We start from the raw sequence: 23,444 nt of genomic DNA on the forward strand, positions 1-23,444 counted from the left end.
TCCCCCATTTTTTTCTGTGCGGTGTACCCGGTCGTGACGATCCGTGCCCGTCGATGGGCACGGCTACGCGCGTTGCAGGTAGTGGTCGAGGACGCGGACGCCGAAGTGCAGCGCGTCGACGGGGACCCGCTCGTCGACGCCATGGAAAAGCGCCTGGTAGTCCAGGCCCACGGGCAGCCTGAGCGGCGAGAAGCCGTAGCCGGTGATGCCGAGCCGGGAGAACTGCTTGGCATCGGTGCCGCCCGACATGCAGTACGGCACGACACGGGCATCCGGGTCGAAACGCTCCACGGCCTCCCGCATCCTTCGGAACGCCGGTGAGTCGACCGGCGCCTGGAGCGGTACTTCGCGGTGGTGGTACTCCCACTGCACGTCCGGTCCGGTGAGCCGGTCCATGGTCTCGGTGAACTCGTCCTCGCCGCCCGGCACTACCCGGCCGTCGATGTAGGCCGTGGCCTGCCCGGGGATGACGTTGACCTTGTAACCGGCGTCCAGCATCGTCGGGTTGGCGCTGTTGCGGACGGTCGGCGCGACGAGGGCGGCCGCCGGGCCGAGCTTGGCCAGCAGCGCGTCCACGTCGACGTCGTCGGCCGTCAACTCCGTCTCGACGCCGTGCAGGGCGGCGAGCTCGGCCAGCGCGGCACGCACGGTCGGCGTGAGCCGCACCGGCCACTGGTGCTCGCCGATCCGGGCGACGGCCGCAGCGAGGCGGCTGACCGCGTTGGCCCGGTTGACCTTGGAGCCGTGGCCGGCCGTGCCGTGGGCCGTGAGCTTCAGCCAGGCGGTCCCCCGCTCGCCCGCCGCGATGGGATAGAGCGTCATGCGCGGGCCGGCGTGGAAGCTGAACGCACCGGACTCGCTGACGCCTTCCGTGCAGCCCTCGAAGAGTTCGGGGTGACGGTCGGCGAGGAACCCGGAACCGTCGACCGCGCTGGCCTCCTCGTCCGCGGTGAAGGCCACGACGATGTCCCTGCGGGGGCGGACCCCCCGGCGCGCCCAGTCGCGTACGACGGCGAGGACCATCGCGTCCATGTTCTTCATGTCGACGGCGCCGCGGCCCCACACGACCCCGTCGCGGATCTCCCCGGAGAAGGGGTGCACGGACCAGTCGGCGGGCTCGGCGGGCACGACGTCCAGATGGCCGTGGACGAGCAGCGCGTCGGCGGACGGATCGGTGCCCTCGATCCTGGCCACCACATTGGTCCGCCCGGGGGTGCGTTCGAGGAGGAGCGGATGGAGGCCCGCGCCGGCCAGCCGCTCGGCGGCGTACTCGGCCGCCGGCCGCTCACGGCAGTCACCGCCCCCGCGGTTGGTGGTGTCGATGCGGATGAGGTCGGAGGTGAAGGTCACGACCTCGTCCAGTGCCAGCGCGCCCACGGACGAGCCCTCAGCCATACTGCTCCTCCACCGCCGCCGAGACGATCGTCGTGACCGCCTTGAACGTGCGGATCGCCTCGTACATCGTCTCGCTGGTGTAGGCGACGCGACGCTCCCCGCTCGGTGCCGCGCCCGGGACGACCGTCGCCGCCGCGGCGAGGTGTTCCGCGTCGAACTCCAGCTCCACCGTGAACGGCCCTCCCCTTACCGGCTCGTGGCGTACGGCCAGGGCGGCGGCCTCCTTGGCGGCCGCCCGGATCGCGCCCGACGTGCGGGCGGGGGTACGGCACACCGCCGCGTACCGTGACACATGGTCCTTCACCGCGACCTTGAGCGCCTGCGGGGCGTAGCCGAGGGCGTCCTCGCAGGTGAGGTCGTCGCCGGTGACGAGGACGACGGGGACGCCGTACTCGGCGACGACGTGCGCGTTGAGCAGCCCCTCGCTCGCCCGCTCACCGTTGAGCCAGACACCGGTGATGGAGTTGGCGAGATAGGTGTGGGCGAGGACCCCCTCGGCGCCGGCGCCCGTGTGGTAGCCGACGAAGGCGATGCCGTCCACGTCCCCGTGCTGTACGCCCTCCACCATGGAGAGCGACTTGTGCTTGCCGGTGAGCATCTCGGCGCGTTCGTCGAGCCGTTCGAGGAGCAGATTCCGCATCGACCAGTGCGCTTCGTTGATGAGCACCTCGTCCGCGCCGCCGTCGAAGAAGCCGAGCACGGCCGCGTTCACGTCGGAGGTGAACATCGAGCGGCACCGCTCCCACTGCGGCATGCCGGGCAGCACATCGGCCGGCCAGGTCACACCAGTGGCGCCTTCCATGTCGGCGCTGATGAGGATCTTCACGACTCACCTGTCCCGTCGCGGGTCGTCCATGCCCGTGCCGCGTCACGTTACGCGCCGGAGAACGACCAGGCCAGAACCCCGGGCCGCTCATCGGGCGGGCCGGCGACGCCGTGGGGGCGCCGCCCGGTCCGCGCCGGGCGGCGCCCCGTCGTACCGGTCTCGGCCCTACCCCAGGGCGGCGAGGCCCTTCTTCAGATCGTCGGCGTTCATCACCGGGGAGATCTCGATCCTGGCTCCGAGCTGCTCGAACAACGGCTCCGCGATGCTGGGCATCTGGGAGCTGTCCTGCAGGTCGAAGACGAAGGTGGAACACCGTCCGCCCTCGCTGGGGCCGAAGTAGGCGGCTTCCGGCTTGAGCTGTTCCATCATCGTCTGCATGATCTTGGGAAGATCACCGTTCCTGACCGCCTCGTTCGCGGCCTTGGTGTCCAGATGGGCTCTCAGCATGACCCTCATCGCGCCGTTCCTTCCGTCCACCACGGTCGGCGCGGTTCCGCCCGCGCTCCCTGAGACCCGGTGACGTCCCACTCAGCCTCACGCCGGGCGATCAGGGGCGCCAACATCTCCTCCTCCGTCCGTGGGCGCGCTGGGCCGACGGCGTCAGGCGGCCCTGCCGACCACCAACCACTTCGACGGCAGCTCCAGGCGATCGCCGGCCGTCGTGTGCTCGGTCGTCATCAGCGGGAGGTCGCCCGAGGCGACCACGTCGAGTCCGGCCATGCCGAAGATCTCCGGCATGGCCGCGTCGGCCACCGCGCCCGGTTCGATGCCGTGCCGGAACACCGGCCGGAGCTTGGGCGGCGGGCCGGCCGGGCTCTCGGCCAGGCTCCTCAGCATCCGCCCGGCCGCCTCACCGAGCTCCACCACGAAGGCCCGCCCGCGCTGACCCACGAGCGTCGCTATCGAGTCGGCGAGCGCCTGCCTGTCCTGCGGCTCGCTCTGGTGCAGCACACCCCGCATGTAGACGTTGGCGTCGCCCAGTTCGGTGTGCAGCTGGGTGACGGCCTTCCCGTCGACGGCGTCGATCTCCCGGAACAGGCCCTCGGCGCCCTTCGGGACGGCACGACGGGCGTGGGTGATCGCGGCCGGGGCCAGGTCCACGCCGAGGACGCGGGGGAACCGGCCGGCGAGGTAGCGGGTCTGGGTGCCGTTCCCGCAGCCGAGGTCGATCAGGGGGAGTCCGGGGTCGGTGAGGTGCGGTTCGAAGACGCTGAGGTGCAGTCCGGCGGTGAGCGCGGGCTCGGCGTCCCAGATGACCGCGCCCGCCTCCTCGGGCGCCTCGCGCCAGAAGCCTTCCCAGGCGTCCTTGTACCGACTCGTCACGCTCATGGCCACTCCCCGCAGGACGACGGACTCCAAAGCCGGTCTATCGCGCGCCGGTGGTACGGACAAGCGCTGGGCCCGAACTTCACCGGTCGTTCGAACCGGACTCCCGCCCGGCGCGCGGCAGCGCCAGCTCGAACCAGACCGACTTCCCCTCGCCCGCGGGGCTCGCGCCCCACTCCCTCGCGAGCCGGCTCACCACCTTGAGCCCCCGGCCGGCCTCGGCCCCGGGGCCCGCTCCGAGCAGCGTCGGAAGGGTGTGTCCGTCGTCCACGACCTCGCAGAACAGCCCCTCGGCGCGCACCAGACGCAGTTCCACGCGGCGGCTCGCCGTGTGCCGCAGGGCGTTGGTCACGACCTCGCTGACCAGCAGCTCCACCGTCTCCGCGAGCTCGCCGAGGCCCCATTCGACGAGCCGTGCGCGCACCAGGCGGCGGGCCCTGGGCACCTGGGACGGCTCGGGCGCGAGCTCCCACCGGGCCACATCGTCGGCGGCGACCCCGCGCAGCCGCGCCATCAGCAGGGCGACGTCGTCCTTGCGCCCGCCGCGGGTGTTGAGGGCCCGGATGATCGTGTCGCAGGCGTCGTCCATGGAGGCCGCGGGGTGGGCCGCCGATTCGCAGAGGGTGGCGAGCCCGACGCCGATGTCCTCCCCGCGGACCTCGACCAGTCCGTCGGTGCACATGACGAGCCGGTCGCCCGGTTCCACCGGCACCCGCACGGTCTCGAAGGGCACCCCTCCGACACCGATCGGTGCCCCGGACGGCAGATCGAGCAGTTCGCTGCGCCCGTCGGCGGCCCGTACGAGCACCGGGGGCACATGGCCGGCGTTGGCGAGGACCAGTTCCCCGCCGATCGGGTCGTACACCGCGTACAGGCAGGTCGCGAGGTAGTGCTCGCCGAGCCGCTGCGCCAGGTCGTCGAGGTTCCGCAGCAGTCGCCCCGGAGGCAGGTCGAGGCCCGCCATGGTCTGTACGGCGGTGCGCAACTGGCCCATCATCGCGGCCGAGTTGAGCCCGTGACCCATGACGTCACCGACCACCAGCGCGGTCCGGGAGCCGGGCAGCTTGATGGAGTCGAACCAGTCGCCGCCGACGCGGCCGAGCAGGGTCCCGGGCAGATAGCGGGTCGCCGTGTCGCACCCGGTCATCCGCGGTGTGTTCTGCGGCAGCATCGAGTCCTGAAGGGTCTCGGCCACGCTCTCCTGGTACGTGTACATGCGGGCGTTGTCGAGGACGAGCCCGGCGCGGGCGGCGAGTTCGGCGCCGGTCACCCGGTCCATGTCGTTGAAGGAGGGCCGCCCGGGGTGGCGCAGCAGGATCATGAAGCCGAGCACCACGTCGCGTGCCTTCAGCGGGACGACCAGCATCGAGCGTCCGTGGAGCAGGGGGCGGATGTCGCGCTTCTCGAACTGTGAGGCGACGGCGTTGCTCATCTCCTCGCTGATGCGGGGCAGGAGGACCGGCTCGCCGCTCGTCATGCACTGGAAGAACGGGGTCTGTACGGGGAACTGCATGGTTTCGCCCACCGGCACCACGTCGTCCCAACGGCCCGGCTCGTCGACGTGCTCGACGGCCACGCGGTGCCACAGGGTGGTGGTGTCGGGCACTCCGTCGGGGAAGCCCTCACCGGCCATGATCTGCTCGCGCAGGTAGGTGCCGGCGAAGTCGCCGAAGCGGGGCACGACGGCCGCGGTGACCTCCTGGATCGTGCGGGTGAGGTCGAGTGAGGAGCCGATGCGGCCGCTCACCTCGTTGAGGAACTCGAGCCGCTCGCGCACGGCGGCGTACTCCAGGTCCTCGACCGGGTCGGCACCGGCCACGGCCCGACCGCGCGGTGCGGCCTCGGCGGCGGCCTGCCCGCGCCGGCCGCGCGCGGCCCGCAGGGGCACACCCCAGTCGGGGGTGACGGGCACCCGGGCGTGGTGACTGAACTCCACGACCGGATAGCCGAGTTCGAGTATCTGGGAGACGATCCGGGTGGACTCGCGGACGCTCATGTTGGGCAGGATCTCGGGCAGCCGCCAGGCCAGCTCCTCCGAGCCGTCGAACTCGGTGTGCAGGGCGAAGCCGGGCGCGATGCGCTCGAAGTCCTCCCGGTCGGACTCCTCGACACGGAACTGCTCGGCGTCCGCGGCCAGGACGAGCAGCCGCTCGCGACCCGGCCCGACCAGCGGATACGCCCACCAGAGGACATCGAGGCGGTCGGTGCGGCGCTCGGTGAGCCGGGCGCGTCCAGCGGTCGGATAGGCGGTGAGGCCGTTCAGCGAGGCGTCGAGCCCGCCTCCGAGCCCGTAGTACACGTCGTGTTCGCCGGGGCCCGGCGTGTCACCGGCCAGTGCACCGGTCACGGGGAGCAGTTCGACGGCGGGCTGCCCCACGGCGTCCTCCTTGGCGTGGCCGAACAGCCGCCGCGCCCCCGTGGACCAGTGGGAGACCAGGCCTTCGCCGTCGACGACGACCACGGCGAGCGGCACCCTTCCGGACGTGAGGAGAGGCGGCGACGACTCCGGCGGAACACCACTGGCCATGGGTGGAAGTCCTTCCTCGCGAGCCCGGGGCTCTGCGGCCTACTCCACGGTACGGCTACGCGCCCGTCGTGCGCCGGGCATCGGAGGAATCACCCGCGCGCCCGGCGGATCTCTGACAAAGGGTCAGTCCTCGTGCCCCAGCTGGAGATCGCGTTCGGTGCGCCCGCCGCCCGCGACCTGCAGCACGGTCGCGACCGGTGGATAGCCGGCGGCGATCACCGTGTACTCGCCGGAGGACAGATCGACGAAGCGGAACGCGCCGTCGGGACCGGTGGTGAGGGTGTCCACCACGTTGCCCGCAGCGTCGAGCAGGGTGACCCGTGCGTCCTCGACGGTCCGGCCGTCTCCCGCCCGTACCGTTCCGCGCAGGACCGCCCCGCCGGCCAGCTCGATGTCCTGCCGGGTCTCACGGGCGGCCTGCACGGTGACCGCGAGGGCGGTGGGCCGGAAGGCGGGGGCGCCGGCGGCCAGGGTGTACTCCCCCGCCACCAACTCGGTGAGCACATAGCCGCCTTCGCGGCCGCTGCGGGTGGTGGCGACGACCTCGCCCCGTACATCGGTCAGGGTCACCGCCGCGTCGCGGACCGGGGTGCCGTCGGCGGTGACGACGGTCCCCGCGAGCCGCCCGGCGCCGCCCAGGACCAGATCGAGCTCCACCGGCCGCTCGCCGACCGTCACGGTCACGGCCTGCGGCTGGTGCCCGCCGGCGGCCGCGATCATCACGTACGAGCCGGCTCCGGGCGCGCTCAGCGCGTACCGGCCGTCCTCGCCGCTGGCACCGCGTCCCACCTGCCGGCCTCGGACGTCGATGAGGGTGAGGGCGGCGCGCGGGACGCAGGAGCCGTCGTGGTGCTGGACGGTGCCGCAGACCGGGACTCCGGAGCCGGACGAGGGCTGCTGCGCCGCGCCGGCGGCGCGGGCCTGCGGCACGGTGGCGGGGGTGGGAGCGGCGTGGGACACCAGCGGTTTCTCCTTGAGGAAGAAGGCGAGGAAGAGTCCGAGCAGGAGCACCGGCACGAGGTACAGGAAGATGCGGGGCATCGCGTCCGCGTACGCCTGGATGTAGCCGTCGCGCAGGGCGGGCGGCAGGGAGTGCACCATCTGCGGAGTGATGGACTCGGGGTCGGGCAGGTGCGCGCCGGTGGGGAGGCGTTCGGTGAGGGCGTGGGCGAGGCGGTCGGCGAAGAGGGTGCCGAAGACGGCGGCGCCGACGCTGCCGCCGATCTGCCGGAAGTAGGTGTTGGCGCTGGTGGCGGTGCCGAGATCGGCGGGCGGGACGGCGTTCTGCACGGCGAGGACGAGGACCGGCATCACCAGTCCGATGCCGATGCCGAGGACGGCCTGCCAGACGCCGAGGTCGAGGCGTGGCGTGTCGGTGTCGAGCCGGGACAGCAGCCACATGCCGGCCACGGAGATCGCGCTGCCGAGGATCGGGTAGATCTTGTAGTGGCCGGTGCGGCTGATGAGCTGCCCGGAGATGACCGAAGCGGCGACGATGCCGCCCATCATCGGCAGCATGAGCAGCCCGGATTCGGTGGCGGAGGCGCCGTCGACCATCTGCAGGTACGTCGGCAGATAGCTGGCGGCGCCGAAGAGCGCGACGCCGATGACGGCGCCGACGAGGCTGGTGACATTGAAGACGGCGTCGCGGAACAGCCGCAGCGGGATGATCGGTTCGGGGGCGAAGCGCTCGACCACGAGCAGGAGCAGGGTCGTTCCGACGGCTCCGGCGGCCAGCCCGAGGATGACCCGGGAGTTCCACGCGTACTGGGTGCCGCCCCAACTGGTCAGCAGGACGAGGCAGGTGGAGGCGGCGGCGAGGAACAGCGCGCCCAGGATGTCGAGCCGCGCCCTGACGCGGGGCCTCGGGAGCTTCAGTACGACGGTCACGACGGCGAGGGTGACCAGCCCGAAGGGGACGTTGAAGTAGAAGCACCAGCGCCAGGAGACATGGTCGGTGAAGAAGCCGCCGAGCAGCGGTCCGGCGACCGACGCGAGACCGAAGGCGGCTCCGATGAGGCCCATGAAGCGGCCGCGCTCCCGGGCCGGGACGATGTCGGCGATGATCGCCTGGACGCCGATCATCAGGCCGCCCGCGCCGACGCCCTGGATCGCGCGGAAGACGATGAGCTGGTCCATGGTGCGGGACCAGCCGGCCAACGCGGAGCCGAGGACGAAGACGACGATGGCGAACTGGAAGACGCCCTTGCGGCCGAAGAGGTCGCCGAGCTTGCCGTAGACCGGCAGACCGACCGTCGCCGTGAGGAGATAGGCGGTGATCGCCCAGGGCATCCGGTCCAGACCCTGGAGTTCGCCGACGATCTTCGGCAGCGCGGTGGCGACGATCATCTGCTCGAGCGCCGCCAGCAGCAGCGCGAGCATCAGCCCGACGAAGACGAGGCGTACGCGGCGGGGGCTGAGCCCGGCGACGGTGGCGGTCTCGGCGGGCGGCCCGCCGGGGGGCGGTGGTTCGGAGGCGGGCGTGGCGGCCGTCTCCGGACTGGTTCGTGCGGTCTGCTCGCCCTTCACCAGCGTGATCCCGCCCACCGTCTGCTCCCCTCGTCGCGCCTGCGCGGGCCCATTTCTCGCATTACGCGACAACTGAGGGCAAGCGCGACGAGTTGCGCCGGAGGCGTGCGGGAACGGCTTATGCGCCGGTGGGAGCACCTACGGCGCACAACGGGCGCGTACGGAGAACCACCCGAACCGGTGACCGCCGCGACGCGCCCGGAGGGCTACTTCTCCACCTCCGCGGCGAGGTTGGCGAGCACCGCGTCGTAGATGCGCCCGAGTCCCTTGGGCGCGAAGGTCCGCTCGAAGAAGCCTCCGATGCCGCCCGCGCCGTTCCAGACGCTGGTGACGACCGCCTTCGAGCTGCCCTCGCCGGCCGGGGTGACCGTCCAGGTGGTGACCATCGAGGAGTTGCGGTCCTTCTCGACCAGTTGGCCGTCGCTGGGCTCGGTGACCTCGAGAAGGCAGTCGCGGACGCGCTTGCTGGTGGCCTGGAGCTTCCAGTGCACCAGTGTCCCCTCGCCGTCGCCGCCCTCGCGCACCTCGTACTCGCTGAAGTGCTCGGGCAGCAGCTTCGCGCGGGTGTCCTGATAGTCGGCCAGAGCGTCGAACACCGTCTCCGCGTCCGCCGCGATGATCCGCTCCGTCGTGGCCTCGACCTGCGCCATCCCTCGTCCTCCAGCACTCGTTCCTCAGGGGAGGCACCAGCCAACCACCCGGGCCGGGCCCGCCCAAATCCGGGTCGCACGATCATGGGAACGTGTGTTCTATTGTGGAGGACGTACGACGGGGAGCAGCGAGCGAGGAGGCGTCCATGCGCTGGGACAATCTGGCCGAGAACGCGGCCCCGGGCGGGGACGCCGCCCTGTTCGGCGCCGACGCGGTCACTACGCGCACCTTCGACACACCGGAGTTCCGCGGGATCACCTTCCACGAGGTGCGGGCCCGCTCGATCCTGAACCGGGTGCCGGGCGCCTCCCGGATGCCGTTCGAGTGGACGGTCAACCCGTACCGCGGCTGCACACACGCGTGCGTGTACTGCTTCGCCCGCAAGACCCACAGTTATCTGGACCTCGACACGGGCCTCGGCTTCGACTCCCAGATAGTGGTGAAGGTCAACGCGCCGGAGCTGCTGTCAAGGCAGCTCGCCTCGCCCCGCTGGCACGGTGCGCACATCGCCATGGGCACCAATGTCGACTGCTACCAGCGGGCCGAGGGACGCTACCGGCTGATGCCCGGGATCATCGCCGCCCTGCGCGACCGCGCCAATCCCTTCTCGATCCTCACCAAGGGGACGCTGATCCTGCGCGACCTGGAGCTGCTGAAGCAGTCGGCGGCGGTGACCGACGTGGGAACCTCCGTCTCGGTCGGCTTCGTCGACCAGGAGCTGTGGCGCACCGTCGAGCCGGGGACGCCGTCGCCCGAGCGCCGCCTCGACGTCGTACGGACCCTCACGGACAACGGCATCGGATGCGGTGTGCTGATGGCCCCGGTGATCCCCTTCCTGGGCGACCGCCCGGACCAGCTGCGTGCGACGGTCCGGGCGATCGCGGCGGCCGGGGCCACGTCGGTCACCCCGCTCGTCCTGCATCTGCGGCCGGGCGCGCGCGAGTGGTTCATGGCCTGGCTGCGGCAGCACCACCCCGAGCTCGTCGGGCGGTACGAGCGGATGTACGCGGAAGGCGCGTACGCCCCCACCTGGTACCAGCGCCGGATCACCCGGCAGGTGCACGAGCTGGCAGCGGAGTTCGGGATCGGTCCGGCGCGCCGGGGCGCGGCGCGGCGCATCACCGCCCCCGGTCCCGCCACCGCGGAGCACACCGACACGGGCACCGAGGCCACCCAGCTCACACTGCTCTGAGCGCGCGTGACAGCCCGCGCGTCCGCGCCGGCACCCGCGGCGGCCCGATTGTCAGTGGTGTGCGCCAGGATGTCGGCCATGACTGCGCACCTCACCCACATCGCCGCCCCCGAGGGCGTCGCGCCCGCCACCGGCTACACCCATGTCGTCGTGGGCCAAGGGCGTTTCATCGCCGTATCGGGGCAGATCGCCCTCGATGAGGACGGTCAGGTGGTGGGTGTGGGCGATCCGGCCGCCCAGGCCCGGCAGGTCTTCGAGAATCTGCGGCGCTGCCTCGCCTCCGCCGGCGCGGGCTTCGAGGACGTGGTGAAACTGACCTACTTCCTCACCGACATCGCCCATCTGCCGGCCGTCAGGGAGGCCCGTGACGCGTCCATCACGGGGCAGTTGCCGGCGAGCTCGGCGGTGCAGGTCTCCTCACTGGTCGATCCCCGGCTGCTGCTGGAGATAGAGGCCTTCGCGGTCCTCCCCGACTGATGGCCGAGCGCCTGGGCCTACCCGGCGGCGGGCGGGCGAGGGGGCCTGCTTCCGGGTCCTGACGGCCCGGCCGCCCAGGCCCCGCCTTCCGGACCGTGCCGGGCGGGCCGCCCCCGGGGCGCGTCTTTCGGGTCCGCCGTCCGGCGCACGCTCCGCGCAACGGCTAAGAAGACGGGCCCTCGCCCAGCTTGCGCAGTGCCTCGGACGCCGCCGGGCCGAGCCGGGGGTGGATGCGGGCCGCCTCCAGTGCCGGGCGGGCCCGCTCGTCCCCCAGCGCGCCCAGTCCCTCCGCGCAGGCGACGCCCACCCTCCAGTGCGGATCCCCGTCGGCCAGCCGCCGCTCCAGTACGGTCACGAGCGCCGGCACGGACTCCGGCGCGCGCAGCTGTGCGAGTAGCCGTACGGGCAACAGCGCGTACGCGACCCGCAGTTCATTGGTGGCGAGCGCCGCGGCCGCCCGTGCCGTGCGTGGGTCGCCGAGCCGGGCCAGGGCGTGCGCGGCGGAGACGCAGCGCTCCGGATCGCGGTGGTTGAGGAGCAGGACCAGGGCCTCGAAGGCCCGTCGGTCGCCGGCCACCCCGAGGCGGAAGGCGGCGATCTCCCTCGCCCACAGAGGCTGCCGCGGCTCGGTGAGGACGCGGGCGAGCTCCTCGCGGTCCTCGGTGGCAGCCAGCCGGCGACACGCCGCCGGACCTGCGGGCTCCTGCCGCGTCTCGTTCCCCAACCGATCGATCATCGAGCGGAGTTCCTCGGCCGTGGCGGTGTCCATGGCGGTCAGCGTATCGGCGACCCAGATCACAGTTCCGGTGCTTCCCGCAGACTGGCGCGCTCGTTACTCGCCGGTTAATCTCAGGTGAGCGGAACACACACCGCTGACTCGCCGGGCCTGGTGACGCAGCCCATGCGAGTGCTTGTCGGTTCGGCAGTTCTCTTACGACACGACTCCGGGACAGAGTCCGTCGGCTTCTTCAGTGCGGTCCGCACGCTCCGCGTGCGACCGGCCTCTCACGCACCGCACTTCGCGCCGCGTCTTCTTCGCGCCGTACGCCCGCCGCGGCCACGCGCGCCCCGCTCTCGCCTCAGTCGTCACTCACCCTGGAGTCCCCTGATGGACACCCCTCTCTCCACCATCGCCGTCGTCGGCCTCGGCACCATGGGCACCGGCATCGCCGAGGTCCTCGCCCGGGCCGGCCGTGAGGTCATCGGCATCGACATCAGCGACGCCGCCGCGCGCCAGGCCGTGACCACCCTGGAGGCCGCCACCGATCGCGCCGTGCAGCGCGGGCGGATCACCGAGGAGGAGCGCAGCAACGTCCTCGCGCGCTTCCGCACCTTCTCCGACCTGCAGGCCGCCGCCGACGCCGACCTCGTGATCGAGGTCGTGCCCGAGACGTACGAGGCCAAGCAGCAGGTCTTCCGCGCGCTGGACTCCATCGTCCGCCCCGGTGCCATTCTCGCCACCGGCACCAACGCCCTCTCGGTGACCCGGCTCGCCGCCGACTCGGCCCACCCGGAGCGCGTCCTTGGTCTGCACTTCTTCAATCCGGCGCCCGCGATGAAGCTGGTCGAGGTGGTCTCCTCGGTCCTCACCTCGCCGCAGGCGGTCGCCGCCGTCACCACCCTCGCCCACGAGCTCGGCAAGGAGCCGGTCGCGGTCGGCGACCGCCCCGGTTTCGTCGCCGACGGGCTGCTCTTCGGCTACCTCAACCAGGCCGCCGCGATGTACGAGGCGAAGTACGCCTCCCGCGAGGACATCGACGCCGCGATGAAGCTCGGCTGCGGGCTGCCGATGGGCCCCCTGGCGCTGCTCGACCTGATCGGGATCGACACGGCCCGTACCGTCCTCGACGCCATGTACGCGGAGTCCCGCGACCGTCTGCACGCCCCCGCGCCGATCCTGAAGCAGCTCAGCGAGGCGGGCTTGACCGGCCGCAAGGCGGGCCGCGGTTTCTACTCCTACGAGGCGCCCGGCTCGGCGGTCACGGTGCGCGACGCGCTGACCCCGCTGGAGTCGGCGGAGGCCGGGGAGGGCCGTGAGGTCCGTTCCGTCGGCGTCGCGGGCTCCGGGACCATGGCGAGCGGTATCGCCGAGGTCTTCGCCAAGGCCGGGTACGACGTGGTGCTCGCCGCCCGCTCGCAGGAGAAGGCGGACACCGCCAAGGCCCGGATCGCCAAGTCGCTGGCCCGTTCGGTCGACAAGGGCCGGATGACCTCCGAGGTCCGCGACGAGACGCTGGCCCGCATCTCGGCCGCCGGCTCGCTCGACGCGTTCGCCGACGTCGACCTCGCCCTGGAGGCCGTCGCCGAGGACCTGGAGATCAAGCAGCAGCTCTTCGCGACCCTCGACAAGGTCTGCAAGCCGGGCGCGGTGCTCGCCACCACCACCTCGTCGCTGCCGGTCGTCGCCATCGCGCGCGCCACGAGCCGCCCGCAGGACGTCATCGGGATGCACTTCTTCAACCCGGCGCCGGCGATGAAGCTGGTCGAGGTGGTCCGCACGGTCCTGACCGCCGACGACGTCCACGCCACCGTCCGGGCGATCACCACGAAGATCAGGAAGCACCCGGTGGACTGCGGCGACCGCGCCGGCTTCATCGTGAACGCGCTGCTCTTCCCGTACCTGAACAACGCGATCAAGATGGTCGAGGAGCACTACGCCTCGCTGGACGACATCGACGCCGCGATGAAGCTGGGCGGAGGCTACCCGATGGGTCCCTTCGAGCTCCTCGACGTGGTCGGGCTCGATGTCTCGCTCGCCATCGAGAAGGTGCTGCACCGCGAGTTCCGTGACCCGGGTCTGGCTCCGGCGCCCCTCCTGGAGCACCTGGTCGCCGCGGGCTGCCTGGGCCGCAAGACGGGTCGCGGCTTCCGCGAATATGCCCGGCGCTGATCCCGGCGCGGGGTGGGGAGGGCTGCTCGGACCTTCGGGCGGCCCTCCCCCGCAGGAGCGGTCTCCTGCACGGATGCAGTACGTTCAGGTCATGTCCCAGCCCGCCAAGACACCCCGTGCCACGCCCCCGCCCGACGCGCCGGAAAGTGCCGCGAGCACGCGCGCGGCCGCCCAGCGGCTCAAAATGCGCCGCGAGCTGGCGACGGCGGCCATGGAGCTCTTCGCGACCAAGGGCTACGAGGCGACGACGGTCGACGAGATCGCCGCGACCGCCGGGGTGGCCCGCCGGACCTTCTTCCGGCACTTCCGGTCGAAGGAAGAGGCGATCTTCCCGGACCACGACGACACCCTGGTGCGCGCCGAGGCGGTCCTGAACGCCGCGCCGGCGCACGAGCACCCGCTGGACACCGTCTGCCGGGGCATCAAGGAAGTCATGAAGATGTACGCGGCGTCGCCCGCGGTCTCGGTGGAGCGCTATCGCCTCACCCGTGAGGTGCCCACGCTCCGGGAGCGTGAGATCGCCTCGGTGGCCCGCTACGAGCGGCTGTTCACCCGCTATCTGCTGGGCCACTTCGACGAGCGCGACCACCACGACGGCAATGACGACCCGCTGCTGGCCGAGGTGGCCGCCTCCGCGGTGGTCACCGCCCACAACCATGTGCTGCGACGCTGGCTGAGGGCGGGCGGCCAGGGCGACGTGGAGAGCCAACTGGACCACGCCTTCGCCATCGTGCGGGAGACCTTCGGATCGGGCATAGGCGCCGGCCGCCCGGCCACGGGCCAGACCTCCCCGGCCGGCTCCGCGGGCGCCGCCACCGCGTCCGTGGAGGGCGAGGTCCTGGTCGCCGTGGCCCGCACCGACGCCCCGCTCGACGAGGTCATGCGCACCATCCAGCAGGCCCTCAAGGCGAACTGACACACCCTCACTACGACGGCCGGCCCCCCGCGGGGCCGGCCGTTTTCGTACGCCCTGACCTGCCATTCGATCGATCATCGCTCATGTGTGACCAGCGGATTGCATCTGAGTGAAATTGTTGGCACCCAGTGCCTTGCCAGGTGACACGGCGTGCCATACGTTGATGTTGTCCGGGCGGCCGGCGCGCCGAGTCCATCTCGTGCGCCGGCTGTCCCCACAAGCCATCGTGATTGTGCGCCCGGACGCCTGCGTCACAGGCAACCTCCCGCGCCACCCGCGCTGCCACGCACCACCCGCCGAAACCGACGGCACACCTCCACACACAGCACCGCCCTCTCCGCGGAGAGGTCCACCCTCAAAGAACGCGCATCGCCGGAGGCAATACCGTGAAGGAAATCCTGGACGCGATCCAGTCGCCGGACGCCACGTCCGCCGACTTCGCCGCTCTGCCGCTTCCCGACTCGTACCGCGCGGTGACCGTGCACAAGGACGAGGCCGAGATGTTCGCCGGTCTCCCCAGCCGCGAGAAGGACCCGCGCAAGTCCCTGCACCTCGACGACGTGCCGCTGCCGGAGCTCGGCCCGGGCGAGGCCCTGGTGGCGGTCATGGCCAGCTCTGTGAACTACAACTCGGTCTGGACCTCCATCTTCGAGCCGGTGTCGACCTTCGGGTTCCTGGAGCGCTACGGAAAGCTCTCCGACCTCACCAAGCGTCACGACCTGCCGTACCACATCATCGGCTCCGACCTCGCGGGCGTCGTCCTGCGCACCGGCCCGGGCGTCAACGCCTGGAAGCCCGGCGACGAGGTCGTCGCGCACTGCCTGTCCGTCGAGCTCGAGTCGAGCGACGGCCACAACGACACGATGCTCGACCCCGAGCAGCGGATCTGGGGCTTCGAGACCAACTTCGGCGGCCTCGCCGAGATCGCGCTCGTCAAGTCGAACCAGCTGATGCCGAAGCCTGACCACCTCTCCTGGGAGGAGGCGGCGGCGCCCGGCCTGGTCAACTCCACCGCGTACCGCCAGCTGGTCTCGCGCAACGGCGCCGGAATGAAGCAGGGCGACAACGTCCTGATCTGGGGAGCGAGCGGCGGCCTCGGCTCGTACGCCACCCAGTTCGCCCTGGCCGGCGGCGCCAACCCGATCTGTGTCGTCTCCAGCCCCCAGAAGGCGGACATCTGCCGCGCGATGGGCGCCGAGGCGATCATCGACCGCAACGCCGAGGACTACAAGTTCTGGAAGGACGAGCACACCCAGGACCCGAAGGAGTGGAAGCGCTTCGGCAAGCGCATCCGCGAGCTCACCGGCGGCGAGGACGTGGACATCGTCTTCGAGCACCCGGGCCGCGAGACCTTCGGCGCGAGCGTCTACGTCACCCGCAAGGGCGGCACCATCGTGACCTGCGCCTCGACCTCCGGCTACAACCACGAGTACGACAACCGCTACCTGTGGATGTCGCTCAAGCGGATCATCGGCTCGCACTTCGCCAACTACCGCGAGGCCTGGGAGGCGAACCGGCTGGTCGCCAAGGGCAAGATCCACCCGACGCTCTCCAAGGTCTACTCCCTGGAGGACACCGGCCAGGCCGCGTATGACGTCCACCGCAATCTGCACCAGGGCAAGGTCGGCGTCCTGGCGCTGGCGCCCCGCGAGGGCATGGGCGTGCGCGACCAGGAGCTGCGCGACAAGCACATCGACGCCATCAACCGCTTCCGCAACATCTGAGGCCCACACATGACAGAGCGTCAGAAGGACCGGCCGTGGCTCATGCGGACGTACGCCGGTCACTCGACCGCCGAGGCGTCGAACGAGCTCTACCGGCGTAACCTCGCCAAGGGTCAGACCGGCCTGTCGGTCGCGTTCGACCTGCCGACGCAGACCGGCTACGACCCCGACCACATCCTCGCCCGCGGCGAGGTGGGCCGGGTCGGTGTCCCGGTCTCGCATCTCGGTGACATGCGGCGGCTGTTCCAGGACATCCCCCTGGAGCAGATGAACACCTCGATGACCATCAACGCCACCGCCATGTGGCTGCTGGCGCTCTATCAGGTGGTCGCCGAGGAGCAGGGTGCGGACATCACCAGGCTCCAGGGCACCACGCAGAACGACATCGTGAAGGAGTACCTGTCGCGCGGGACGCACGTCTTCCCGCCCGGCCCGTCGCTGCGCCTCACGACGGACATGATCACCTACACGGTGAACCACATCCCGAAGTGGAACCCGATCAACATCTGCAGCTACCACCTGCAGGAGGCGGGGGCCACTCCGGTCCAGGAGATCTCGTACGCGATGTCCACGGCCATCGCCGTACTCGACGCGGTCCGCGCCTCCGGGCAGGTCCCGGAGGACCGCTTCGGCGATGTCGTCGCCCGGATCTCCTTCTTCGTGAACGCGGGCGTCCGCTTCGTCGAGGAGATGTGCAAGATGCGCGCCTTCGGCCGCATCTGGGACAAGGTCACCCGCGAGCGGTACGGCATCGAGAACGAGAAGCAGCGCCGCTTCCGCTACGGCGTCCAGGTCAACTCGCTCGGTCTGACCGAGGCGCAGCCGGAGAACAACGTCCAGCGCATCGTCCTCGAGATGCTGGCCGTGACCCTCTCCAAGGACGCCCGTGCCCGGGCCGTCCAGCTCCCCGCCTGGAACGAGGCGCTGGGGCTTCCCCGGCCCTGGGACCAGCAGTGGTCGCTGCGCATCCAGCAGGTCCTGGCGCACGAGTCGGACCTGCTGGAGTACGAGGACATCTTCGAGGGATCCCACGTCATCGAGGCCAAGGTGAGCGCCCTGGTCACCGAGTGCCTCGCGGAGATCGACCGGATCCAGGAGATGGGCGGCGCGATGGCCGCCGTCGAGTCCGGCTACCTCAAGTCGCAGCTGGTCTCCTCGCACGCCGAGCGGCGGGCCCGGATCGAGGCGGGCGACGAGAAGATCGTCGGCGTCAACATCTTCGAGACGACCGAGGAGAACCCGCTCACCGCGGACCTCGACACGGCGATCATGACGGTCGACCCGGCGAACGAGGCCCGGGTGGTCGCCAAGCTGCACGAGTGGCGCGACAACCGCGACGAGTCCCGTGCGCAGGAGGCGCTGGCCGCGCTGAAGGCGACGGCCGCCGGTGAGGGCAACCTCTTCGAGGCCACCGTGGAGTGCGCCCGGGCGGGCGTCACCACCGGCGAGTGGTCGTGGGCGCTGCGGGACGTGTTCGGCGAGTTCCGCGCTCCCACGGGGGTGTCGTCGGCCCCGGTCGCCGTCACCGCCGAGGCGGGCACGCCGCTGGCCGCCGTACGCGAGAAGGTGACGCGCACCGCCGAGGAGCTCGGCTCCGGGCGGCTGCGTCTGCTGGTCGGCAAGCCCGGTCTCGACGGGCACTCCAACGGCGCCGAGCAGATCGCCGTACGCGCCCGGGACGCCGGTTTCGAGGTGGTCTACCAGGGCATCCGGCTGACCCCCGAGCAGATCGTCAACGCCGCTCTGGCGGAGGACGTGCACTGCGTCGGCCTGTCCATCCTCTCCGGCTCGCACGCCGAGCTGGTGCCGGACGTGCTGGGCCGGCTGCGCGAGGCGGGAGCCACCGACATTCCGGTCATCGTCGGCGGGATCATTCCGAACGCCGACGCCGCAGATCTGAAGCGCGCGGGTGTGGCCGCCGTCTTCACCCCGAAGGACTTCGGTATCACGGAGATCATCGGCCGTATCGTCGACGAGATCCGCACAGCGAACAAGCTCGACCCTCTGGAGGTCCCCGCATGACGGTCAACCGTCTCCGCCCGCGCCGCTCCTGTCTGGCGGTCCCCGGCTCCAACCCGCGCTTCCTCGAAAAGGCGCAGGGCCTGCCGGCCGACCAGGTCTTCCTGGACCTGGAGGACGCCTGCGCGCCGCTCGCCAAGCCCGAGGCGCGGCACACGATCGTGAAGTTCCTCAACGAGGGCGACTGGGCCGGCAAGACGCGTGTCGTACGGGTCAACGACTGGACGACCGAGTGGACGTACCGCGATGTCGTCACCGTCGTCGAGGGCGCCGGCCAGAACCTCGACTGCATCATGCTGCCGAAGGTCCAGGACGCCCAGCAGATCGTGGCGCTCGACCTGCTCCTGACGCAGATCGAGAAGACCATGGGCTTCGAGATCGGCAAGATCGGCATCGAGGCGCAGATCGAGAACGCCCAGGGCCTCAACAACGTCAACGCGATCGCGCAGGCCTCCCCGCGCGTCGAGACGATCATCTTCGGCCCGGCCGACTTCATGGCCTCCATCAACATGAAGTCCCTGGTCGTCGGTGAGCAGCCGCCCGGCTACGACGCCGACGCGTACCACTACATCCTGATGAAGATCCTGATGGCCGCCCGCGCCAACAACCTCCAGGCGATCGACGGCCCCTACCTGCAGATCCGCAACCAGGAGGGCTACAAGGCCGTCGCGCGCCGCGCCGCCGCCCTCGGGTTCGACGGCAAGTGGGTGCTGCACCCGGACCAGGTCGCCGCGGCGAACGAGATCTTCTCGCCGTCGCAGGAGGACTTCGACCACGCCGAGCTGATCCTGGACGCGTACGACTACTACACGTCCGAGGCCGGCGGCAAGAAGGGCTCCGCGATGCTCGGCGACGAGATGATCGACGAGGCCAGCCGCAAGATGGCCCTGGTCATCTCCGGCAAGGGCCGCGCCGCCGGTATGCGGCGCACCACCAAGTTCGAGATCCCGGAGGCCTGAGGACCATGCAGTTCGGCCGCACCTACGAAGAGTTCGAAGTCGGCGCCGTCTACAAGCACTGGCCCGGAAAGACGGTCACCGAGTACGACGACCACCTCTTCTGCCTGCTGACGATGAACCACCACCCGCTCCACATGGACACCAACTATGCGGAGAAGACGACCGACTTCGGGAAGAACGTCGTCGTCGGCAACTACATCTACTCGCTGCTCCTCGGCATGTCGGTGCCGGACGTCTCCGGCAAGGCCATCGCCAACCTGGAGATCGAGTCGCTGAAGCACGTGGCGCCGACCTTCCACGGCGACACCATCTACGGCGAGACGACCGTGCTCGACAAGACGCCGTCGAGGTCGAAGAGCGACCGCGGCATCGTCTACGTCGAGACCAAGGGCTACAAGCAGGACGGCACGCTGGTCTGCGTGTTCCGCCGCAAGGTGATGGTCCCCACCGAGACGTACATCAAGGAGCGCGGCGGCGAGCAGCCCGGCCGCCCGGAACTCAAGGCGCAGGAGAAGTAGTCATGGCGCGACTCGCCCAGACCCACGGTCTGACCGATGTGCAGCAGGAGATCCTGTCCACCGTCCGGGAGTTCGTCGACAAGGAGATCATCCCTGTCGCGACGGAGCTGGAGCACCGCGACGAGTACCCCCAGGACATCGTGGACGGGCTCAAGGAGCTCGGTGTCTTCGGTCTGATGATCCCCGAGGAGTACGGGGGCCTGGGTGAGTCGCTGCTCACCTACGCGCTGTGCGTGGAGGAGATCGCCCGGGGCTGGATGTCGGTCTCCGGCATCATCAACACGCACTTCATCGTGGCGTACATGCTCAAGCAGCACGGCACGCAGGAGCAGAAGGACACCTTCCTGCCGCGGATGGCGGCGGGCGAGGTGCGGGGCGCGTTCTCGATGTCGGAGCCGGCTCTCGGCTCCGATGTGTCGGCGATCACGTCCAAGGCGGTCAAGGACGGCGACGAGTACGTCCTGAACGGCCAGAAGATGTGGCTCACGAACGGCGGAACGTCAACGCTCGTCGCCGTTCTCGTCCGAAGTGACGAAGGCCACCCCGAGGGCACCGCCCCGCACAAGTCGATGACGACCTTCCTCGTCGAGAAGGAGCCCGGCTTCGGAGAGGTCCGCCCCGGCCTCACCATTCCCGGGAAGATCGACAAGATGGGTTACAAGGGGGTCGACACCACCGAACTCATCATGGACGGACTGCGCATTCCGGCCAATCGCGTCCTTGGCGGCACCACTGGCCGAGGGTTTTACCAAATGATGGACGGTGTCGAGGTCGGCCGCGTGAATGTCGCGGCCCGTGGCTGCGGCGTCGCTCAGCGTGCCTTTGAACTGGGTGTCTCCTATGCCCAGCAGCGTCACACTTTCGGCAAGGCGATCGCGCAGCACCAGGCGATCCAGTTCAAGTTGGCCGAAATGGCTACCAAGGTCGAGGCCGCTCATGCGATGATGGTGAACGCAGCGCGCAAAAAGGACTCCGGGGAACGAAACGACCTCGAAGCGGGGATGGCGAAGTACCTCGCCTCCGAATACTGCAAGGAAGTCGTGGAGGACGCGTTCCGCATTCATGGCGGATACGGGTTCTCGAAGGAGTACGAGATCGAGCGCCTCTACCGAGAGGCTCCGATGCTGCTCATCGGTGAAGGTACCGCCGAGATCCAGAAAATGATCATTGGTCGTCGGCTGCTCGAGGAGTACCGATTCCAGGGTTGATTGTCGCATTTGGGTCGGTTTGGCCGCGAAGAAGATCACACCCTGTCATCTTCTTCCGGCCGTCGACTCGGCTTCTGGCTTGCCCAGTTGCGGCCCGCAACCGATAGCATCGCCCGAAAGCCGCCGTCCCCCGCCAGTGCGGCATCATCCGCTACGAAGGTCATCCATGCCCCACAGCCAAACCTCTGCACCTCGCGACAGCCGTGTCGGCGTACGCCTCGCGCGCGGAGCATCGCCGTGGCTCCTGCCGACCGTCGCCACCGCAGCACTCAGCCTTGCCCGTGCGCGCCGTTCCAAGCGTGCCGCGGCCATCGCCGTGCCCGCCACCGCTCTGGCGGCGGGCATGCTGTGGTTCTTCCGCGACCCCGAGCGTGAGATCGCTCAGGGCCGGGTGATCTCGCCCGCCGACGGCGTCGTGCAGAGCATCATGCCGTGGAAGGACGGGCGCACCCGGGTCGCCATCTTCATGAGCCCGCTGAACGTCCACGTCAACCGCGCGCCCCTCGCGGGCACGGTGACGTCCGTCGAGCACGTGCCCGGCGGCTTCGTTCCGGCGTTCAACAAGGAGAGCGAGAACAACGAGCGCGTTGTCTGGCACTTCGACACCGAGCTCGGCGACATCGAGATGGTGCAGATCGCGGGCGCCGTCGCCCGGCGCATCGTGCCGTACCTCCCGCAGGGGACGAAGGTCGAGCAGGGCGAGCGCATCGGACTGATCCGTTTCGGATCGCGCGTTGACATCTACCTTCCGGAAGGTGTCGACGTCGCTGTCGAGGTCGGTCAGACCACGACCGCGGGGGTGACTCGAATTGACCGTGATTGATCCCGAGACTCAGGCCGGCTGGGTGGCCGAGGCCGAGGCCGAGTCGGCGGACGCCGTCGAGGAGATGCCTCTCTCGCTGCGGCTGTCGATAGCGGACACCCTCACGCTCGGTAACGCGACCTGCGGATTCATGGCGGTGTACTTCACCACCACCGGAATCCTCATCCCGCACCTCACGGGCAGCAACGAATCCGGCATGGCGCGCAACAGCGCCGCCACCGCCGTGATCCTGATGCTGTGCGCGGCGATCTTCGACCTGTTCGACGGACTCGTGGCCCGCAAGCTGCGCAGCTCGCCGATGGGTGCGGAGCTGGACAACCTGTCGGACCTGATCAGCTTCGGTCTGGCCCCCGCGTACTTCGTCCTGGTGTACGGGATGGTCGCCGACGACGCTCAGCAGAAGGTGTCGGCGGTGGCCGCGATCGTGGTGCTGCTGGCGGTGGTGCTGCGACTGGCGAGATTCTCGTGCGTGACGATGAAGGACGGCATGTTCCAGGGCATGCCGAGCCCGTTCGGCGCGCTCACCGTCGTCTCGATCGTGCTCCTCGAGCTGCCGTTCATCCCGACGCTGCTCGCGATCATCGGAGTGGCCTGGCTGATGGTGAGCCGGGTCGAGTACCCCAAGCCGCGGGGTGTCCTCGCGGTGGCGATGCTCGGCTGGATCGTCGGAGCGATGGGCATGCTGGCGGCCTGGGCGTTCGACGCTCCGGGCGGACAGATCCTGCTCCAGACCGGCTGCGCGCTGCAGGTGGTCATGGGCGCGGTGATCCCGCTCTTCGCGACGGCCCGCCGGGTGAACACCTTCCGCGGCAACCGCCGCGAAACGCGCGAAGCCCGCGCGGAGGCGAGGGCAGCGCAGCTGCCGTAAGGGCGGCGACAACCAACCGAAGGGCCCGGGCGCGGACAACCGCCCCGGGCCCTTCGGCATGCCTGGGGCACGGTGCGCCCCGGGGGCGCCTGGTTCTGGGTTTGGGGCGGACGCCGGAGGCCGTGGTCACCCACGAGGCCCGTGGGGCGCGGCTCGGCGGGGAGGCGCCGCCGGAGGCGCCCGGACGCCGGGACCGCCTACGTGGAGGCGAGGGCGCGTCTCGTCGGGGATACGGGGGCCGAGGCGGCCTGCGGGCCGCTGGGGCACACCAGCGGCGGAGCGCGGCTCGGAGGCGCGGTCCGCCGCCTGCCGGCAGCGGGGGCCGCGTTGTCCGGCAGCTGGGCACGGGGGGCCGCCGCCTGCCGGCAGCGGGGCCGCGCCGTCCGGCAGGCGGGCACGCGGGCGTGGCGCTCACCGGGGGCAGCGGTTCGCTCAGGCGCGCGGCCGGGCAGGGCTGCGGCCGCCCGCAACGCGCGCAGCTCGGCGGGGCACCGGTCCAGGCGCCCTGCGGCCGCCGCAGTCGCCCGGAGGCTGCGACGTCCCACACGGCTATGCGGGCGGCGGTGGTAACGCGGCGCCTGGCGGCCGTCGGCCGG

At 70.6% G+C, this 23,444-nt stretch carries 19 protein-coding genes; 11 read left to right on the forward strand and 8 right to left on the reverse strand.

All coding sequences use genetic code 11. The features are described 5' to 3' along the window. Window positions 1-63 precede the first annotated feature (63 nt). The 7 genes from ACZ7J0_RS02410 to ACZ7J0_RS02440 all read right to left on the reverse strand — a co-directional run bounded on the left by ACZ7J0_RS02410 (window position 64) and on the right by ACZ7J0_RS02440 (window position 9,253). Entirely contained in the window at window positions 64-1,395 is a 1,332-nt protein-coding gene (locus tag ACZ7J0_RS02410) for a M20/M25/M40 family metallo-hydrolase (protein ID WP_470883189.1), read from the reverse strand. Beyond that, window positions 1,388-2,221: a M55 family metallopeptidase gene (locus ACZ7J0_RS02415; RefSeq protein ID WP_470883191.1), complete on the reverse strand. Its 834-nt coding sequence runs from the start codon at window positions 2,219-2,221 to the stop codon at window positions 1,388-1,390. Before ACZ7J0_RS02415 ends, ACZ7J0_RS02410 begins: the two co-directional genes overlap by 8 nt. Before the next feature lie 165 nt (window positions 2,222-2,386). Beyond that, on the reverse strand, window positions 2,387-2,677 hold the full coding sequence (locus ACZ7J0_RS02420) for a hypothetical protein (RefSeq protein WP_470883192.1): 291 nt from the start codon (window positions 2,675-2,677) through the stop codon (window positions 2,387-2,389). Between the two features lie 144 nt (window positions 2,678-2,821). Then, window positions 2,822-3,550: a class I SAM-dependent methyltransferase gene (locus ACZ7J0_RS02425; protein WP_470883193.1), complete on the reverse strand. Its 729-nt coding sequence runs from the start codon at window positions 3,548-3,550 to the stop codon at window positions 2,822-2,824. A gap of 79 nt (window positions 3,551-3,629) precedes the next feature. Beyond that, the gene (locus ACZ7J0_RS02430) at window positions 3,630-6,074 is read right to left on the reverse strand and encodes a SpoIIE family protein phosphatase (protein ID WP_470883195.1); all 2,445 of its coding nucleotides are present in this window, start codon (window positions 6,072-6,074) and stop codon (window positions 3,630-3,632) included. Between the two features lie 123 nt (window positions 6,075-6,197). After that, a complete protein-coding gene (locus tag ACZ7J0_RS02435; protein ID WP_470883196.1) occupies window positions 6,198-8,621 on the reverse strand; it encodes an MFS transporter in 2,424 nt (807 codons plus the stop codon). A 188-nt stretch (window positions 8,622-8,809) separates the two neighbouring features. After that, complete coding sequence (locus tag ACZ7J0_RS02440) at window positions 8,810-9,253, reverse strand: SRPBCC family protein (RefSeq protein ID WP_470883198.1); 444 nt, start codon at window positions 9,251-9,253, stop codon at window positions 8,810-8,812. A 146-nt stretch (window positions 9,254-9,399) separates the two neighbouring features. On the opposite strand from ACZ7J0_RS02440, the gene ACZ7J0_RS02445 reads away from it, so the two are divergent. Both ACZ7J0_RS02445 and ACZ7J0_RS02450 read left to right on the forward strand, forming a co-directional pair. Continuing rightward, window positions 9,400-10,446 carry an Rv2578c family radical SAM protein gene (locus ACZ7J0_RS02445; RefSeq protein WP_470883200.1) on the forward strand — a complete coding sequence of 349 codons (1,047 nt, stop codon included), beginning with the start codon at window positions 9,400-9,402 and terminating at the stop codon, window positions 10,444-10,446. A 78-nt stretch (window positions 10,447-10,524) separates the two neighbouring features. Next, a complete protein-coding gene (locus ACZ7J0_RS02450; RefSeq protein WP_470883202.1) occupies window positions 10,525-10,923 on the forward strand; it encodes a RidA family protein in 399 nt (132 codons plus the stop codon). 163 nt (window positions 10,924-11,086) lie between these two features. Here the strand turns inward: ACZ7J0_RS02450 and ACZ7J0_RS02455 are convergent, their stop codons facing one another. Beyond that, window positions 11,087-11,692 carry a HEAT repeat domain-containing protein gene (locus ACZ7J0_RS02455; protein ID WP_470883203.1) on the reverse strand — a complete coding sequence of 202 codons (606 nt, stop codon included), beginning with the start codon at window positions 11,690-11,692 and terminating at the stop codon, window positions 11,087-11,089. A gap of 339 nt (window positions 11,693-12,031) precedes the next feature. Between ACZ7J0_RS02455 and ACZ7J0_RS02460 the strand changes: the two genes are divergently transcribed. The 9 genes from ACZ7J0_RS02460 (at window position 12,032) to pssA (ending at window position 22,848) form a co-directional block, all read left to right on the forward strand. Further along, the gene (locus ACZ7J0_RS02460; RefSeq protein WP_470883205.1) at window positions 12,032-13,813 is read left to right on the forward strand and encodes a 3-hydroxyacyl-CoA dehydrogenase family protein; all 1,782 of its coding nucleotides are present in this window, start codon (window positions 12,032-12,034) and stop codon (window positions 13,811-13,813) included. 91 nt (window positions 13,814-13,904) lie between these two features. Further along, a complete protein-coding gene (locus tag ACZ7J0_RS02465) occupies window positions 13,905-14,729 on the forward strand; it encodes a TetR family transcriptional regulator (RefSeq protein WP_470883207.1) in 825 nt (274 codons plus the stop codon). A 386-nt stretch (window positions 14,730-15,115) separates the two neighbouring features. Continuing rightward, window positions 15,116-16,453, forward strand: coding sequence for a crotonyl-CoA carboxylase/reductase (gene ccrA, locus ACZ7J0_RS02470; protein WP_470883209.1), 1,338 nt, complete (start codon window positions 15,116-15,118; stop codon window positions 16,451-16,453). Window positions 16,454-16,462: 9 nt separating this feature from the next. Continuing rightward, complete coding sequence (locus tag ACZ7J0_RS02475; protein ID WP_470883211.1) at window positions 16,463-18,475, forward strand: protein meaA; 2,013 nt, start codon at window positions 16,463-16,465, stop codon at window positions 18,473-18,475. Continuing rightward, the gene (locus tag ACZ7J0_RS02480; RefSeq protein WP_470883213.1) at window positions 18,472-19,431 is read left to right on the forward strand and encodes an HpcH/HpaI aldolase/citrate lyase family protein; all 960 of its coding nucleotides are present in this window, start codon (window positions 18,472-18,474) and stop codon (window positions 19,429-19,431) included. The genes ACZ7J0_RS02475 and ACZ7J0_RS02480 overlap by 4 nt, the downstream gene beginning before the upstream one ends. 5 nt (window positions 19,432-19,436) lie before the next feature. Continuing rightward, window positions 19,437-19,949, forward strand: a complete 513-nt coding sequence (locus ACZ7J0_RS02485; RefSeq protein WP_324974567.1) for a MaoC family dehydratase — start codon at window positions 19,437-19,439, stop codon at window positions 19,947-19,949. A gap of 2 nt (window positions 19,950-19,951) precedes the next feature. Continuing rightward, complete coding sequence (locus ACZ7J0_RS02490) at window positions 19,952-21,157, forward strand: acyl-CoA dehydrogenase family protein (RefSeq protein ID WP_468703827.1); 1,206 nt, start codon at window positions 19,952-19,954, stop codon at window positions 21,155-21,157. A 166-nt stretch (window positions 21,158-21,323) separates the two neighbouring features. Then, window positions 21,324-21,980: a phosphatidylserine decarboxylase gene (locus ACZ7J0_RS02495; protein ID WP_470883215.1), complete on the forward strand. Its 657-nt coding sequence runs from the start codon at window positions 21,324-21,326 to the stop codon at window positions 21,978-21,980. Further along, entirely contained in the window at window positions 21,973-22,848 is an 876-nt protein-coding gene (pssA, locus tag ACZ7J0_RS02500; protein ID WP_468704812.1) for a CDP-diacylglycerol--serine O-phosphatidyltransferase, read from the forward strand. The genes ACZ7J0_RS02495 and pssA overlap by 8 nt, the downstream gene beginning before the upstream one ends. The last annotated feature ends 596 nt before the right edge of the window (window positions 22,849-23,444 follow it).

This window comes from Streptomyces sp. NPDC038280 (assembly GCF_055600045.1).